General features: G+C 58.3%; 15 protein-coding genes. 6 read left to right on the plus strand and 9 right to left on the minus strand.

The genetic code is table 11. The annotated features are described in order from the left end of the window. Window positions 1-87: 87 nt before the first annotated feature. The gene (gene gluQRS, locus B4U49_RS04630; RefSeq protein ID WP_078083411.1) at window positions 88-945 is read right to left on the minus strand and encodes a tRNA glutamyl-Q(34) synthetase GluQRS; all 858 of its coding nucleotides are present in this window, start codon (window positions 943-945) and stop codon (window positions 88-90) included. Window positions 946-1,028: 83 nt separating this feature from the next. Further along, window positions 1,029-1,466 carry an RNA polymerase-binding protein DksA gene (dksA, locus tag B4U49_RS04635; RefSeq protein WP_078083412.1) on the minus strand — a complete coding sequence of 146 codons (438 nt, stop codon included), beginning with the start codon at window positions 1,464-1,466 and terminating at the stop codon, window positions 1,029-1,031. A gap of 294 nt (window positions 1,467-1,760) precedes the next feature. On the opposite strand from dksA, the gene sfsA reads away from it, so the two are divergent. Beyond that, the gene (gene sfsA / locus B4U49_RS04640) at window positions 1,761-2,471 is read left to right on the plus strand and encodes a DNA/RNA nuclease SfsA (RefSeq protein WP_078083413.1); all 711 of its coding nucleotides are present in this window, start codon (window positions 1,761-1,763) and stop codon (window positions 2,469-2,471) included. A 6-nt stretch (window positions 2,472-2,477) separates the two neighbouring features. Here the strand turns inward: sfsA and B4U49_RS04645 are convergent, their stop codons facing one another. From B4U49_RS04645 to B4U49_RS04660, 4 genes are all read right to left on the minus strand, one after another. After that, the gene (locus B4U49_RS04645) at window positions 2,478-2,822 is read right to left on the minus strand and encodes a Rieske (2Fe-2S) protein (RefSeq protein WP_078083414.1); all 345 of its coding nucleotides are present in this window, start codon (window positions 2,820-2,822) and stop codon (window positions 2,478-2,480) included. Window positions 2,823-2,945: 123 nt separating this feature from the next. Continuing rightward, window positions 2,946-4,007, minus strand: coding sequence for a S1C family serine protease (locus tag B4U49_RS04650; protein WP_078083415.1), 1,062 nt, complete (start codon window positions 4,005-4,007; stop codon window positions 2,946-2,948). A gap of 82 nt (window positions 4,008-4,089) precedes the next feature. Further along, on the minus strand, window positions 4,090-4,977 hold the full coding sequence (htpX, locus tag B4U49_RS04655) for a protease HtpX (RefSeq protein ID WP_078083416.1): 888 nt from the start codon (window positions 4,975-4,977) through the stop codon (window positions 4,090-4,092). 232 nt (window positions 4,978-5,209) lie between these two features. Then, a complete protein-coding gene (locus tag B4U49_RS04660) occupies window positions 5,210-5,494 on the minus strand; it encodes a TfoX/Sxy family protein (protein ID WP_078083423.1) in 285 nt (94 codons plus the stop codon). A gap of 409 nt (window positions 5,495-5,903) precedes the next feature. Here B4U49_RS04660 and B4U49_RS04665 point away from each other — a divergent pair, with 409 nt between their 5' ends. From B4U49_RS04665 to B4U49_RS04675, 3 genes are all read left to right on the plus strand, one after another. After that, entirely contained in the window at window positions 5,904-6,632 is a 729-nt protein-coding gene (locus tag B4U49_RS04665) for a M15 family metallopeptidase (RefSeq protein WP_078083417.1), read from the plus strand. Window positions 6,633-6,713: 81 nt separating this feature from the next. Continuing rightward, complete coding sequence (gene cysE / locus B4U49_RS04670) at window positions 6,714-7,499, plus strand: serine O-acetyltransferase (RefSeq protein WP_476703365.1); 786 nt, start codon at window positions 6,714-6,716, stop codon at window positions 7,497-7,499. A gap of 84 nt (window positions 7,500-7,583) precedes the next feature. Next, entirely contained in the window at window positions 7,584-8,150 is a 567-nt protein-coding gene (locus B4U49_RS04675; protein ID WP_078083418.1) for a hypothetical protein, read from the plus strand. Window positions 8,151-8,179: 29 nt separating this feature from the next. Here B4U49_RS04675 and B4U49_RS04680 read toward each other — a convergent pair whose 3' ends face one another. Then, window positions 8,180-11,122 (minus strand): TonB-dependent receptor, encoded by a 2,943-nt coding sequence (locus B4U49_RS04680; protein ID WP_078083419.1) that lies wholly within the window; start codon window positions 11,120-11,122, stop codon window positions 8,180-8,182. A gap of 307 nt (window positions 11,123-11,429) precedes the next feature. Between B4U49_RS04680 and B4U49_RS04685 the strand changes: the two genes are divergently transcribed. Together B4U49_RS04685 and B4U49_RS04690 are read left to right on the plus strand one after the other, a co-directional pair. Continuing rightward, window positions 11,430-11,948: an RNA polymerase sigma factor gene (locus B4U49_RS04685; RefSeq protein ID WP_158078557.1), complete on the plus strand. Its 519-nt coding sequence runs from the start codon at window positions 11,430-11,432 to the stop codon at window positions 11,946-11,948. Further along, the gene (locus B4U49_RS04690) at window positions 11,945-12,928 is read left to right on the plus strand and encodes a FecR family protein (RefSeq protein ID WP_078083421.1); all 984 of its coding nucleotides are present in this window, start codon (window positions 11,945-11,947) and stop codon (window positions 12,926-12,928) included. The genes B4U49_RS04685 and B4U49_RS04690 overlap by 4 nt, the downstream gene beginning before the upstream one ends. A gap of 35 nt (window positions 12,929-12,963) precedes the next feature. Here B4U49_RS04690 and B4U49_RS04695 read toward each other — a convergent pair whose 3' ends face one another. Both B4U49_RS04695 and B4U49_RS04700 read right to left on the minus strand, forming a co-directional pair. Then, window positions 12,964-13,572 carry a DNA-3-methyladenine glycosylase I gene (locus B4U49_RS04695; RefSeq protein WP_078083422.1) on the minus strand — a complete coding sequence of 203 codons (609 nt, stop codon included), beginning with the start codon at window positions 13,570-13,572 and terminating at the stop codon, window positions 12,964-12,966. A 144-nt stretch (window positions 13,573-13,716) separates the two neighbouring features. Continuing rightward, on the minus strand, window positions 13,717-16,320 hold the full coding sequence (locus tag B4U49_RS04700; protein ID WP_078083425.1) for a TonB-dependent receptor: 2,604 nt from the start codon (window positions 16,318-16,320) through the stop codon (window positions 13,717-13,719). Window positions 16,321-16,539 lie beyond the last annotated feature (219 nt).

The following is a 16,539-nucleotide window of genomic DNA, read 5'->3' on the forward strand; positions in this document are numbered from 1 at the left end:
CCATCCATGGCGGTGAAGGTCTCGCAAAGCTGTTCCCGCTATCGCCACCTTAGCATTGAAGCTATTGAGTCGGCATTGTCGAAAACTCTATTGCGCTAGCAGGCGGTTACGTCGGTCCACGGCTTGTCGCTGCCAGCGCGCACTTGCCCAGGAAAGAATCTGCGTCGGAAGTTCTGATTCGAGCCCCGGCGGCGGGTGAAATCCTAAGAAGCCCAGCGCCTGAACCAGGTTCGCGGAAGCCTTCTGGTCATCCAGCGGTGCGGCGTGATTCTGCTTGCTGAGTTTCTGGCCGCCCTCGTTCATCACCAGTGGGAGGTGTCCAAACTGGGGGACAGATGCGCCCAGCGCACGGAACAGTTGGCTCTGCACGGCAGTACAGTCCAGCAGGTCTGCACCCCGTACCACGCAATTTACGCCCTGGGCGATATCATCGACCACGACCGCCAGCTGATAGGCGTAGAGGCCGTCTTTGCGCTTCAGGATCGGGTCTTCGCCGACGACCTGGGTTTGCTCTCCCTGCCACAGGTCGTGAAAAGTCTCCTGCGCGCCGGCGCAATGAAAACGCAGGGCGTGGTTACCCTGTTCACCGACACATTGTGCCCGCTGATGACCACCGGCCTTGCGGACCTGTTCGCGCGTACAGGAGCAGGGGTAGACGAGGCCGTCATCACGCAATTTGTCCAGTGCCTGCTGGTAAAGGTGGTGGCGCTGGTTTTGCCATACCACTGGCGTGTGGCTGTGTAGGCCGTGGGCGTGTAGGGATTTGAGGATGCGCTCGGCAGCGCCGGGCATTTCCCGGGGCGGGTCCAGATCTTCCATGCGTACCAGCCATTGGCCGCCGTGGGCAATGGCATCGAGATAACTACCGAGCGCACAGACCAGAGAGCCGAAATGAAGCGGGCCGGTGGGAGAGGGGGCAAAGCGGCCGATGTATTGTTCGGGCATGCCGTAAACCGGGGAATCGGGTGAAACAGTCGGGATGGGAGAGGAGTGCCGGGCAGCTCAATTGCTGCCCGGGCAACGGCAGATCAGCCGGAAATCTGCTTTTCCTTGATCTCCGCCAGGGTCTTGCAGTCCACGCACAGGGTGGCGGTGGGACGTGCTTCCAGGCGGCGGATGCCGATCTCGACGCCGCAGGCTTCACAGAAGCCGTAATCTTCCTGGTCGATCAGTTCGATCGTTGCGTCGATCTTCTTGATCAGTTTGCGCTCGCGATCGCGGGTGCGCAGTTCCAGGCTGAACTCTTCTTCCTGGCTGGCGCGATCCGCCGGGTCAGGGAAGTTTGCAGCTTCATCCTTCATGTGAGTTACGGTGCGATCCACTTCTGCCATGAGTTCGGCCTTCCAGGCCAGCAGCAGCTTGCGGAAATGCTCCTGCTGCTTCTCATTCATGTACTCCTCGCCCTTCTGTTCCTGATAGGGCTCGAAGCCGTGCAGAGAATCGGATTTCGCAGCAGTATTGGGCATAGTCATTGCCTCTCTCGTAATACGGGCCCTCAGTTATTAGGGCACTACAACCAAATTCAAGCCTAGCAGGCTGCACAAAGCCTAAGCGACCGCCGGCTGTATCCTCAGGCCGCTAGCGCGACCAAGGCGAGGAAACTATCAAAACTCTCCGGGCTGCGCCACAAAATGTTGCTCTGTAACGGCACTGACGACGATCCTTCGGCAAAGAATGAACGGGATGGTGTATTCTGGCGACCGTTTTTTCGACAGGTTGGCGTTCAGTCCATCCATTTCTGACTTTTTACAGGTTGTTGTGTGAAAATTAACCCGCCCCTGGCTCAGGGAAAATTATTGCGCCGCTACAAGCGCTTTCTTGCCGATATTGAGCTTTCTTCTGGTGAAATTATAACCATTCACTGTCCAAACACTGGCTCGATGAAAAATTGTTGGGAGGAAAACACGCCTTGCTGGTTTTCCGACTCCGGTAATCCCAAGCGTAAGTATCGCCACACCCTGGAAATCACTACCACGCCGGAAGGCGCTTTGGCGGGCGTGAATACCGGCCGCGCCAACCATCTGGTGGAAGAAGCCATCACCAGCGGGGTGGTGCCGGAGTTACAGGGCTATGCGCAGCTGCGTCGGGAGGTGAAGTACGGGGAAGAGAACAGCCGTATCGATTTTCTGCTGAGTAGCGCGCAGGGCGATTGTTATGTGGAAGTAAAAAACGTCACTCTGGCGGAGGGCGCGCGCGGATTGTTTCCCGATGCGGTTAGTGCGCGCGGTGCCAAGCATTTGCGGGAGTTGCAGAAGCTGGCACAGTCCGGGGTGCGCGCGGTGCTCTTTTACTGCGTCCAGCACTCGGCCATAGAAACGGTCGAGGCCGCTGCGGAAATCGACCCTGCCTATTCGGCGGCGCTGAAAGAGGCGGTTGCGGCGGGGGTGGAAGTGATCGCCTACCGGGCGAAACTGGGCGCGGACGAAATTTGCCTTGAGGAGCCGTTGCCTTACCTGCCCCAGAAGGACTGACGGGAGTCAGTCTGCCAGCAGTACGTAGAGACCTTCCTGGGCGTATTCCACCGGTACCGGTGTCAGCGCGTCGCCGGCGCAGGGGCCAGCGATACATTCACCAGTGGTGATTTCAAACAGCGCGCCGTGGGAGGCGCACTGGATCAACGCTTTTTCCGAATCCAGAAACTGGTCCGGCTGCCACTCCAGGTTGATACCCCGGTGCGGGCAGATGTTCTTGTAGGCGAAAACCTCGCCGTCTTTCTTCACCGCAAACACATTGTTCATTCCGGCACTGTTGTCTCCCAGGGAGAAGCCTTTGGAGTCGCCTTCGTTGAGGTCTTCGTAGCGGCAGAGAAAGTGTTTTTGCATGACAGTTCGCAGTCGTGGTCGAGAAATTTTGAGGGGCGAGTGTACAGAATTTGGCAGGAACTGCGAAAGGTTAGGGGCGAAGGTGTCGGTGGCGGCACCGCCACCGGGTATCCTACAAAGTAATCAAGGCGCCGCCAGTTCCAGGGAAGTCTGGTACGCCTCCCCATCGCGCAGGTAATCCACCTTCACCTTGTCGCCGGGGCGCCGGTTTTCCAGCACGTTCATCAGGTCGTCGTAATTACTGATAGGTAGTCCGTCGATTCCAATGATCACATCGCCCAGCTGCCAGCCACCGCGGTTGCTGCGGTAGACGCCGCGCAGGCCCGCGCGTTCCGCCGGCAGGCCCGGCGCGGTACGCAGTACAGCAACCCCTTTGAAGTCGTAGCGATTGGCCCACTGATCCGGTGCCGATTCAATCCCCAGGATTGGTCGCACCAGACGTCCGTGGGCGATTAGTTCCGGGACGATCTTTTTCACCGTATCCACCGGGATGGCAAAGCCGATTCCCACGCTGGCGCCACTGGGACTGTAGATCGCGGTATTGACGCCGATCAGGCGGCCACTGGAATCCAGCAGCGGCCCGCCGGAGTTGCCGGGATTGATCGCCGCGTCGGTCTGGATCACGTTGCGAATGGTGCGGTTGCCCGCGGCTTCGATCTCGCGGCCAAGGGCGCTGACCACACCGGTGGTGAGAGTGGTGTCGAGACCGAAGGGGTTGCCAATCGCGAGTACCTTGCGCCCCACCGAGAGTCCGGCGGACTGTCCGGGTAGCAGCGGCTTCAGCAGCTCCGCGGGGGCGTTGATCTTGAGTACCGCGAGATCCTTTTCCGGGGCGGATCCCACCAGGGTTGCCGGCCACTCGCTGCGATCTTGCAGGGTGATCGTGATTTTGCGGGCTTCCTCGATCACGTGGAAGTTGGTTACCACGTGGCCCTGAGCGTCCCAGATAAAGCCACTGCCGGCACCCTTGGGTACCGTGTGCAGCTTCAGGGTCCAGCGGTCGCGTACCACCGCCTCGTTGGTGACATACACCACCGAGGGACTGGCGAAATTGAACACCTGCATGGTGTTGGTTTCGTCGTCTGTGGCGAACTGGGGGGTGCGGGAGTCTGCCAGCGCATGCAGCGGGGGGCAGATCATCAGCAGGGAAAGGGCGAAAGCGGAAAGGGATGTTGTCAGCTTCATTTCAGTGGGCGGGCTCCTGCGTGTAGATTTTGCTGTAGTGACAGGCGGACCCGCAGGCGGGCACGCCTCATACTGTTAGCGATCAACGAGCAGAATTTTGCAGCGCCAGGATCCGATCCTCAAGGGGCGGGTGGCTGGCGAGCAGGGCGGCCATGCTGTTGCCGTAAATACCGAAGGCTTTCATATTGGCCGGCAGCGGCTCCTCGCGTCCAGCCTCGGACTCTGCCTTGATCCGCGCCAGCGCTGCGATCATTGCGCTGGGGCTGGCCAGGTGGGCACCGGCTTCGTCTGCGCGGTACTCGCGGCGGCGGCTGAACCAGGCGACGATGACCATGGCGAAGACACCGAACACCATGTCCATGATGATGGAGGTGAGGTAGTAGCCGATACCCAGGCCCTGTTCATTGCGCAGCAGTACCCGGTCCACGAAGAAACCCACGAGTCGTGCAAAGAACATGACGAAGGTGTTCACTACCCCCTGGATCAGTGCCAGGGTGATCATGTCACCGTTGGCCACGTGACCAATTTCATGGCCGATCACCGCGCGTGCCTCGTCGCGGTTGAACCGCTGCAGCAGGCCTGCGCTGACGGCGACTAGCGCGTTGTTTCGATTCCAGCCGGTGGCGAAAGCGTTTGCCTGTGGCATGGGGAAAATACCCACATCCGGCATGCCGATACCGGCCTTTTGTGAAAGCTCGCGCACGGTTTCCACCAGCCAGCGTTCGTCAGCGGTCTGCGGCTGATCGATCACCTGGGTGCGGGTGGACATGCGGGCGATGGTTTTCGACAGCAGCAGTGAAATGAGTGCGCCGCCGATGCCGAAGATGGCACACATCAGCAACAGGCCAGGCAGGTTCAGATTGACGCCATTGGCGTCGAGAATGCCCTGGATACCCAGCAGGTTGAAGATGATGCCTACCAGCACCATCACCGCCAGGTTAGTGAGCAAAAAGAGCCCTATTCGCAACATCAGATATCTCCGACAGATATTTTGAAAAACAAAGACTAGTGATCCGAGTGAAACCCGTTTGGCGCTCTGGCAGTGACCCACAGAGGTGGTGTTACGCCGGGCCGCAAGGCCTCGCCGTCCGATACCTCAGTAAAAGGACGATGTATCTGTGGCTAAATAGGGTCTGTTTGTGCCGTTTGCAAGTCTGCACGGACACAATCTCAGACCGGCACAATTTCAGGAGACTATAGGGTCAGGCGCGATCTTTACGGGAGAGAAGCTGTTCCGCTTCACTGACCAGATTGGCCTTGAGATCGGGGTCCAGCTCGTTCCAGTGCACGTCCAGTAACGCGCCCTGCAGGGCGTAGAGGAGGACGCGGGATACGTTGATACCGCGGCGGCGGATGCTGGTGAATGCCTCGACTGGTCCGACGCGATGCAGGTCGTCCTGGGTACGGATGCCAATGGAATGAAGAATATTGACAGAGGCGAGTCCCAGGTTTTTCAGTTTCAACAACTCTGATTGACTTGGGTGCATAAAATTCATTCCCTGAACTGTTGATGCTCTATGGAGATATCCACGCGGAGGGCCCTGGGGCGCCGCGAGATTTCCTGTACTCCAGTCGGTCGAGGTTTCAGGGAGACGCTGCATGCGCAATGCGATCCCGACCTTTCGAACACTCTGAAGTGCTTCCCTTTCGGTTCAATCCCGAACCAAATACAACAGGCGTGCAACATAGCATAAAAAAATAAAAGGCCAAACCGTATTGCCCGCGGCAAAATAGGCGGGTTCAGATTAAAGTACGGTTATTTGCGGCGGCGGCTATCGCACGGCACACTTGTACTATTTAGACACGTTCGTAGAAAAAGCCTAGCTTGAAATGACGACTTTTGCAGCATGACGTTTCTCTGATACCTGCAGCGTTACCGGACCCGGGAGTGAATTCATGCATCAATTACTGCGCAATATTCTGTTCGGCTTGACGGACGCACATGTCATTCTGGAACCGGTTTCCGGACAACTGATGCACCCGGAAGCCCTGGCGGCTTTTGATCAGTTGCGCCGGGACGCGAGAAAGGCTGGATTTGACCCCAAGGTGGTATCCGGCTTTCGCGATTTCGAGCGCCAGCGCACTATCTGGAACGCCAAAGCCAGTGGTCAGCGGCCGGTCCTCGATAGCGCGGGGCACGCGCTGGATGTGGCGCGCATGTCGCCAGAGGAAATCGTATTCGCTATATTGCGCTGGTCCGCATTGCCTGGAGGCTCGCGCCACCACTGGGGTACCGACTTTGATGTGATCGATGCCGCGGCTGTGCCGGAAGATTACCGGGTGCAGCTGACCCCGGAAGAGGTCGCCGATGAAGGTGTGTTTGGCCCCTTTCATTGCTGGCTGGACGAGCAGATTGCCGCGGGCCACAGTTATGGCCTGTTCCGCCCCTACGGTGCGGATCGCGGCGGCGTGGCGCCGGAGCGCTGGCACCTGAGTTACGCGCCGCGCGCGAAAGAATTCCAGCAGTTGCACTGTGCGCCGTTACTGCGGGAGCAGTTACAGTTGTGTCAGGTGGATGGCGACCTGGCGCTCGCGGACACCGTGTGCGGCGCGATGGAGGCCATTTACCCGCGCTTTGTGGAAGTGCCGGAATCCGCCTACCCGACCAATATGGATCGCCTCTAAGCGTCGACCGAATACCGTTGAACGGCGGGGCAAAAAAGAGTTGGATCAGAGACAGGAAGAGAGACCATCAACGTCACTGAATTGAATAATCGGGATATCTGGACCGCCATGCGCGCGGAGGCCGCTGCGGCTGCCGCCGGCGAACCGGTACTGGCCAGCTATTTCCACAATACGGTGTTGCGCCATCGCACACTGGACCGGGCGCTGGCCTATCAGCTGGCCTCGGTACTGGATCATGCGGCCCTGACGGCTACCGCTCTGCAGGAGGTGATTGCTGCGGCGCTGGCCGACGAGCCGGAAATTTCCCGCTGTATGCAGGCGGATATCTGTGCCTGGTACGACCGGGACCCGGCCTGTGATCAGTACCTCACCCCGTTTCTGTACTTCAAGGGGTTTCACGCCCTGCAGTCTCACCGTATTGCACACTGGCTGTGGAAAAAAGGCCGTCACACACTCGCCCTGTATTTCCAGAGCCGGGTCTCGGAACAGTTTGCGGTAGATATTCATCCTGCGGCACGCTTCGGTTGCGGCATCATGATTGACCACGCCACCGGCCTTGTCGTGGGTGAGACCACCGTGGTGGAAGACGATGTGTCCATTCTGCATTCGGTCACACTCGGCGGCAGCGGCAGCGGCGGTGGTGATCGTCATCCGAAGATCGGTCGCGGTGTGATGATTGGCGCTGGCGCAAAAATCCTGGGTCCGGTGGATATTGGCGAGGGCGTCAAGATCGCGGCAGGTAGTCTGGTGCTGCGCGATGTGTCGCCGCATTCGACCGTGGCGGGTGTGCCCGCGCGGGTGGTAGGTGGTAAATGTGAAGGCGCCCCTGCCTACACCATGGACCAGACACTGGATTCCGATGATTGAATCGGATTGAATAGTGTTTTCCGTAAAGCGTCTGATTGAAAACAGAATAACAAGGCCTGAAGGCAACACGATCGAGGTATCAGCATGTCAGCTCCCACCTACAGTGTGATTTTTCGCGGCGACCTTGAGCCCGGCTACACCGTTGCCGATGTGAAAGCCAATTTTGCCCGTTTGTTCAAAGCCGGGCCGGATACCGTAGAGAAACTTTTTAGCGGTCGCCCGCTGGCCATCAAAAAAGGCATGGCGCAGGTGCAGGCGGAACAGTTGCAGGCAACCCTGTCCAAACTGGGGGCGCAATCGACAGTACGCGCGGAGGGGGGGGAGCAGCCAGTGCCACAGCCCTCAGCGCCGTCACCTGAACCGGTCTCCGCGCCAGTCGCAGATGCTGGCGAGACTACACCGGTCCAGTCCGCCGTGAGCGACTCTTCACTGAGTCTCGCGCCGATGGAAGGCAACCTGGTCAAAGCGCACGAGAAAAAATCCGTGGAAGCCGTGCAGGTGGAAGTCAACCATCTCAGCCTCAAGCCGGCGGAAGGCAACCTTCTGGAGGCTGGGGAGCGCAAGCCGGAGGCGGCACCGGCTGTTTCGGTGCCGGACTGGAAGCTGGACAATCACATCAGCGGCAAAGCCTCGTTTGAAGTGCCGGACTGAGTTTCCCGGTTCGGTAACCTCACTTCACATCAGAACGCTATTTTTACTCCCAGGGCAAAGCGACGTCCGTTTTCGTAAAAGCCCTGGGGGATACCGCTGGCACTTCGTATACGCAGTACTTCCTCGGTCAGGTTGATCGCCTCCGCGGACAAGGACAGCCTCGGCGACCAGTGCCACTCCGCGGTGGCGTCCCACTGCCGGTACGCATCGGTTTCACTCTGCGACCCGGCAATAATCTCTCCGTAGGACCGCGAGCGGTAGTTGTAACTCACCCGTCCATTAAACCGCGCATTTTCAAAATACAGCGACGCATTGAACTGGCTGCGGGAATTGCCGGGCAACTCCAGTGTGCGCGTGCCATCGGCAGACGGCACACTGGCATCGGTGTAGGTGTAGTTACTCAATACGCCAAATCCCCAGCCCAGGGTTTGCTGCCACTGTAACTCTGCGCCGTGGATATCTGCTCCGGGGCCATTCTGGGGGCGGGTAATGTAGAGCGATTCGCCGTCCACCTGTTCGAGGTTTACGTGGGGATAAACAAAGGTGGAGATGTCCTTGTAAAACAGGGTTGCGGAAAACAGGGAGGCATCCGCGAAATACCATTCCAGGCCGAGGTCCAGCTGGTCCGCACGATAGGGATCCAGTGTCGGGTTGCCTGCAGCGCCGTTACCGCTGGTGGGTTCGATGATGATATTTGGTGTCAGGTCCTTGAAATTGGGCCGCGCCATGACCTGGGCTGCACCAAACCGCGCAATCAGGTCACTGCTGAAGTGGTAGCTGAGGTTCGCACTGGGTAGAAGGTCCCGGTAGCGGTTATCCACATGATGCAACCGGTCCCGATCATAGGCGGCGGCCCGTTGCCGGGTAGCCACGCCGCGCACGCCGACGTTGCCGCTCCAGGCGCCGACTTTCATATCCAGGCTGGCGTAAGTTGCGGCACTCTTTTCCTGGATGCGGAAAAACGCACTGTGGTCGTAGGTGTAAGTCATGGCGCCCGCGCGCAGCACAGGATCGATAACGGATGCCAGAAGGTCGGCATCGGTGAGCGCGTAGCGGGTCAGGGTGAGGCTGGTCGCGTTGGCCCGACTCAGGAAAGGGCTTGGGCCACTACTGACCTGATCCAGGCCAGTGGTGCTCAGTGATGGCCACAGGGAGGATGCGAGATCGATCTCGCCTTCGGTGAGGTGGTTTTCTACCCGGTGGTTCCTGACTTTGGCACCAAACTGAAGTTTGCGCAGCCAGCCGCTGGAAAAGGCCCGTTCGATATCCCATTGCGCGTAGTGTTCGCGACTGTCCATGGTGCGGATCCAGTCCCGGGTCAGTGGCGAGAGGTGTGTCAGTGCCGCGGCGTTTTCGGGGTTCAGGTCGAGGTAGGTCGATTCCACGGCATCCCGATCGAGGCGAAAGGCCACGCGGGTATTGCCGGTGAATCGGTACAGGCGATCGTGCTCGGTGCCACCGCGCGCACTGGTGTAACCGAACTGGACGTGCTGGTCCCAGTGATCGCCGCGATAATTGATGTCGATGTCGTTGACCCGGGTATCGATAAATGCCTTGCGTCGTATTGCGTCGAGAATTGCACCGGTACTGTCCGGTTTTCCCAATGTGCCGCCAGCCAGTATTGCGCGGCCATCGTCACTTTCGAGGAAAATCGGGTTCGTCACCGTGGCGGGCGGCGATTCGCTGAGCTTGTAGCCACCGGGGGAAAACAGGTAGTTGTGATTGGTGTTGTCGATATCCACCTGCGATCGCAGCAGGTTAACGGTCGTATCCCAGCGGTCACCCGGTGCCCACTGCAAAGTGACGTTGCCGGTTGCGTGGTTGCGCTGTTGTTGCAGCAAGGCCGAACCGCCACCCCAAACTGCATAGACATTTTCGGTAACGGTCCCCTGATCGTCGGTCACGGTATACAGGTTGTTGTCGGCAAAAGTCTCCAGGCCATCCCGGCGCGTGTCCCGGTTTTGCCAGTTGAGCGACGCGAGTACCCCGAGCGATTGTCCGGTATTTTTCCAGCTCCCAAGTGCCGATCCTTGCGGCGCCCAGCGGTCGGCCAGCGCGCTGTAATTCTGACCGGTCGATACATGTAACTCGCTGCTGTCCATTTCCAGAGGTTTGCGAGTGCGCACGATAACCGTGCCGCCGATACTCCCCTCATCCAGGTCAGCACGGGGCGTCTTGTGCACTTCCAGTGATTGCACCAGTTGCGAGGCGAGGGTGGAATAATTGAACCCCCGGCTCAGGTTGTCGTTGGCCCACCAGTAGGCCGATGCCACATGCTGACCGTTTAGCAGGGTGCGGTTGATATCCTTGTCGGTTCCCCGAATATTCACGTCCCTTCCTTCACCCCAGACACGATCCACGGAGACACCGGCAATCCGCTGCAGAGCGTCTGCCACGTTGTGATCGGGAAACTTGCCAATATCCTCGGAGGTGGTGACTTCAATCAGGTTGCTGCTCGCCTGCTTCATGGTCAGGCTGTGCCGCAGGCTGGTGCGCACACCGGTAACATACGTTTCTTCCAGTGCCCGGTGCGGTCGTTGTACGGGCGTAGCCGTTAACGGCTCTGAATCCGCTTTCGCAGGCGATGATTTACCGCGGATAACCAGGGTGCCATTGTGACCGAGTCGATAGGTCAGTCCGGTATTCTTCAGTAGCCGTTGCAGAGCGGCCTCGGGGCGGTAGCGTCCGGATACCGTTGGAGACCTGTCTGTGGGCAGCTCTTCGGGGCGATAGAAAACCTGCATGCCGGATTGCTCGGCAAATTGGGTCAGTGCCCGCTCGAGTGGTTGTGCAGCCAGTTGAAACAACACAGGGCGGATTGCCGAGGTTGCCTGCACCGAGGTTGGATGACTTGCTGCACGGGCGTCCGCCGCCGACAGCGCGTGGGCGGGTAGTGTGAACAACAGTGCCTGCAGCAGCGTCGCCGCAGGCCCGCGGTGCCGCGGTAGGGCCATCAGGGGCGTTTTGGTCATTATTGTCTTTCTGGTCTGAGCGGGCGTTTCTGAATTGAGCCACAACTGCAGGTGCTTCAAAATACCTGATCCTCGGCAAATTCCGCAAGCGGCAGCGGAGGCTTGCGCGCTGGTTGCGGACCATCGGCGCCGTTTACAAAATAATTGGGAAAAACTGTCGGGTTATTGTCGCCACTGTCGTTTATTAGAGTTATGGGTAAACGTTTATATAAAATCATGACGGGGATTCGTGGAGGTCGCGGTGGCTAGGCTCCGATCGCGGGCGGCACTGCGCCTAATTCAGACTCCGTCAAAGGTATCTGCGAGTGTGGGCGCTGCTGATCGCGCCTATATCGAGGCACTTTTTCTCGAATACCGCACATCAATTCGCAATTATGTAGCGCGGATGTTGCCTGGCGGATATCAGGAGGCAGATGCCGTCCTGCAGGAGACTTACGTCAAAGTACTCGCGTTGCAGGACCTGCAACCACTGCGGGAAAGCCCGCGTGCCTATCTGTATACGGTTGCCACCAATCTGGTGCGAGATGGCCTGCGCCGCCATATGCGCAGGAAAGCGGATCAACACGAATGCTTTGAGGAATCCAATCATACGAGCCCGGATCCTTCCCCCGAGGGCAGTGCCGAATGGCAGCAAAGCCTGCAGCAGATGAAGCAGGCGTTACTGCGTCTCAAACCCGTGGTCCGCAAGGTATTTCTGATGAGTCGCTTTGAAGAAATGACCTACCCGGAGATTGCCGCGGCACTCTCCATCAGTACCCGCAGTGTCGAACGCCATATGAGTGCGGCCATGAAGCACTTGCAAGCAGAGTTGAATGAGTTGTTATGAGTCGAGCCGAAGTTGTAGATGAGTCCACCCGGGCCGCGGCCGCCGACTGGTTTGCGCGGCAGCAAAGTGCCGCCATGAGCGCCGCGGAAATCGAGGCACTGGAAGCCTGGTTACAGCAGGATGCGCGCCACCGCCTGGCATTCAGCCAGTGTCAGCAGTTGAGCCTGATGAGTGAGTTGCTGAGCGGTGATGAAGAACTCAGCCGTGAATTGCCGGAAATACGTAAGGCCGTACGTCGCCGTAATCGTTGGCGCTGGATCGGTGCCGTCGCGGCTACGGTATTGGTGACGATCGCTGCACTGATGCTGAAGCAATATCAAACCATCGATTATTACCAGACCGGAATTGGCGAACAGCAGGTGGTGCACCTCGAGGATGGCTCCACCTTGATGCTCAATACCGACAGCCGCGTGGGGGTGCGCTATCGCGGTAAGCGGCGCGCACTGTGGCTCGAGCGGGGCGAGGCCTTCTTTATGGTGGCGAAAAATCCGGCGCGCCCCTTTATCGTCAATGTGCGGGAATCCGAAGTACGTGCACTGGGTACCGCGTTCAATATCGCGCTCAAGGCCGGGGACGTTCAGGTGGCCGTGACCCAGGGGGTTGTGGATGTGCAAGCAGACAGCGCAAGCGGCGCGCGGCAACAACTGGTGAAAATGTTCCCTGGTGAGGGGGTGCGGTTCCACGCAGCCAACCCTGCGGACAACAGTGGCGTGGTTCCAATTAACCTCGAAAAAGTCACCGCCTGGCAGACCAAGCGGATTTATTTTGACAACGAGCGCCTCGAGGATGCCATTGCCGAGTACAACCGCTACACGACACGTAAGATGGTATTGGTAGGCGATACACTATCGGACGCGCGTATCAGCGGCGTCTTCAACACCGGAGATGCCGATGCGCTGGCGTTTGCCCTGGAGCAAAGTTTTGGTGCGCGTATCAACAAGAATGATCAGCGCGTGCTGATATTACCCGCGCGCGATTGATTTGCGCGCGGATTTTTACGTAGAAACTTGATTGTTCAAGTCGGTCGTTTGAATATCTTGCGCGCCTTATCCACCTCTTCGCGAGACTTGCACCCTTCAAGGTGATCGTTGATCAGGCCCATGGCCTGCATAAAGGCGTAGACGGTGGTGGGGCCGACAAACTTCCAGCCGCGCTTTTTCAGGTCTTTGGCAAGTGCTTTGGAGGTTTCTGAGGTGGAGGCGCTCTGTGGTACCTGCTGGTCTTGCGGTGCGGGCTCATGGCGCCAGATATAGGCGGCGATGGAGCCCTCCTGCTTAACTAACTCCTTCGCTCTTTGCGCGTTATTGATAACCGCTTCAATCTTGCCGCGGTGGCGAACAATACCCTCATCCCCAAGCAGGCGTTCTACATCCTGTTCGGTAAAGCGCGCTACCTTGTTGAAATCAAAATTCTTGAATGCTTTGCGGAAATTTTCGCGCTTGGCTAGTATCGTGCGCCAGCTCAGGCCGGACTGAAAGCTTTCCAGGCAGAGTTTTTCGAACAGCCGCCGGTCGTCGTCTACCGGGAAGCCCCACTCCCTGTCGTGATAGTCAAAAAATTCCGGTGCTGCGGCGCACCAGCCACAGCGCGGCATACCATCGGGCCCGTTTATCGTTTTGCTCATGTCGCCGCCAGTTTCTCCATAACCGTTTTGAGCTTCAGACTATAACCGGCCGCGCGCGCTTCGCCCAGATGTGGATCACAATTAAAAAAGGCGCCCGGAGGGCGCCTGAAAGTGGTGACAAGGTGATGCCTGGTTGGGAAAACTTTAAAAAGATACTCGTGCGCCCAGGCTGAAGCGCGCCCCGTTTTCATAAAAACCCACGGGGATACCATCGGCAGTGCGCATGTAGATGATTTCATTGGTGAGGTTCACTGCGGTAAAGAAAACATCCACATTCTCGTTTACCATCCAATTGGCAGTGGCATCCCATTGATCGTATTGATCGGTCACCAGCTGAGAGCCAGAGGTGAGCCCGCCAAAGGACTCGGAGCGCAGGTTGTAGGAAAGGCGCAGGCTCAGGAAGTCATTTTCGTAATACGTCGATGCGTTGAACTGGTCGCGGGAGTTACCCGGTAACTCCAGCTTGCTGCCGGGCACCTTGGCGTCGGTCCAGGTGTAATTGCCGAGCACCCCGAATCCGCTGCCGAAGTCGTGCTGCACCTGAAGTTCCAGCCCCTGGATATCCGCACCCTTGTCTGCGTTGTAGGGGCGGGTGACGTTGATACTCTGTCCGTCGATCTCTTCCACCTGGGTGTTCTGGAATACGAAGGTACTCAGGTCCTTGTTGAAGTAGGTTGCGGCCACCAGACTGGCATCACTGAAATACCATTCCGCACCCAGCTCAAATTGATCCGCGAAAATTGGTTCCAGCATCGGGTTGCCGGCGGTGGCAGTGCCGCTGGTGGCGTTGATCACGATATTGGAGCTGAGGTTCTGGAACGTTGGACGGGCCATGGCCCGGGACGCGGCACCGCGCAGAATCAGGTCTTCCGCCAGATCGTAGATCACGTTCACACTGGGTAACGTCTCGCGGTAGCTGCGGCTTACCGCACCGCGCTCGCCATCAATGTAAGCGTGGGAGGTCTGATCCGTTTCCACCAGGCGCACCCCGAAATTGCCTCGCAGGTTGCCGCTTTCGAATTCTGCCTGGGCGTAGGCTGCAGTTATGTCTTCGTTGATTTTGTAATAGGCCCTCTGGTCCTCCGCATAGGTCATGGCGCCGGCGTCGAGAATGCTATCGATTTTTTCCCGCGCGAGGCCGGTGTCGAGGAAGGCATATTGGGTCAATGAGCCACCTGTAGCACCTTCGCCATGCAGGCTGGGGCTGGGACCGGAAGAGACGTCCGCGAGGGTGATTTCATTCAGTGCGGTTACCTGATCGGCGATGTCCGGGTTGCTGACATCCACGGAGCCATTCTGGCGATTGTTCTCGATGGTGTGGTCGCGCAGTTTGACGCCGGTCTTGATGGCGGTGATAGCGCCCAGTTGTACGTCGATAGTGCCGTCCGCCTGGAAATAGCTTTCATCGTCTTCCATCACGCGGACCCAGTCCCTCAGGTTGGCGGCGTTCAGGTGCAGCGCACTGCCATCCAGTGGATCGATACCCGGAAAGCTGAATTCGTTGGTATTGGGCCCGAAATTCAGGTCTTCCGCACTGTTGCCTTCGAACCAGTAATTGCGGTCCTTGGTACTGCCACCCTTCGCGCTGGTGGTACCGGCCTGCAGGTGCAGGGTCCAGCTGTCGCCGGTGTAATCGGCGGCAAAGTCCAGCACCTCGGATTCCACAAAGGCATCGCGCACGATGGGCTCGTCGGCCACGCCAATGCTGTCGGGATTTTCGATCACACCACCCACCAGAGCCTGGTAGCCATCGCTGGTGGGAATAAAGACCGGGTCGGTCACCACGTCGCCATTGGGAATTTTGTAGCCACCGGCAACGAACAGGTAATTCTGGTTGCTGTTGTCCATGTCCATGTCGGAAGCGACATAGTTCATGGTCATGTCCCAGCGATCGGTCGGGCGGAACTGCAGGGTAATGTTCGCGGTATCGCGCTGGCGGTCCTGTTGGAAAATCGCCGAGCCTCCGCCCCAGGGGACGTAGACCTCTTCGGTTACGTTGCCATTCTGGTCGGTAACGGTATACAGATCATTGGTGGGGAAAACCTCGAGGCCATCGCGGCGCATGGTGCGCTGCTGACTGTTGTAGGAGGCGAGCACGGCAAAGGTTTCGGCATCGTTTTTCCAGCTGACCAATCCGGAGACCTGTGGATCCCAAGAGTCCGGCAGCTCGCTGTAAACGCTTTCTGTGGACAGGTTGATCGTCATCGGGTCCAGGTCCAGCGGTTTGCGGGTGATGACATTGACCATACCGCCGATACTGCCCTCGTCGTGACGAGCTTCCGGGCTTTTGTACACTTCCAGTGCAGAAACCAGCTCAGACGCGAGAATGGAATAGTTGAAACCGCGGCTCGGATTGTCGTTCGCCCACCAGTAAGCGGAAGCCACGTTCTGGCCGTTCATCAGCGTGCGGTTGAGGGTGCTGTCGGTACCGCGCACGAAAATATCCCGGCCCTCGCCCCAGATACGGTCGACGGAAATACCCGGGACGCGCTGCAGGGAGTCGGCCACGTTCTTGTCCGGGAATTTGCCGATGTCTTCGGAGCTGATGGCGTCGACAATGGAGGTGGCGTCGCGCTTAACGTCCAGCGACTGTTGCAGGGCACCGCGAATACCGGTTACCACGACTTCTTCTACGGTTTTACCTTCGGTCTCAGTTTCCTGCGCGGCAGCGCCGGCGGAAATCATGGCAATGGTGCCTGCCAATAGTGTTTTGTGGAACAGGGCGGACGGGAAGCGCGATCTTTGCATGGGTTTCTCCATTCTATTGTTATCTGGCGTGTAGCATTTTTTGTTATGTCAAAGCACAGCCCCGAAGTTTTTTCGGGGTGTAAACGGGTAAACGCCAGTGGTGGAGAAATCCCGACAGGGAGGCAGAAAAATAATTTAAGGAGCCCCGCTGTAGTGTCAGCAAGGGGGAAGATCGTGGCGGTGCCGCTACCGGGTACAGCCTTGTGAGACACGCCGTGA

Origin of the sequence: Microbulbifer mangrovi, assembly GCF_002009015.1 — a bacterium.
Lineage (GTDB): Bacteria > Pseudomonadota > Gammaproteobacteria > Pseudomonadales > Cellvibrionaceae > Microbulbifer > Microbulbifer mangrovi.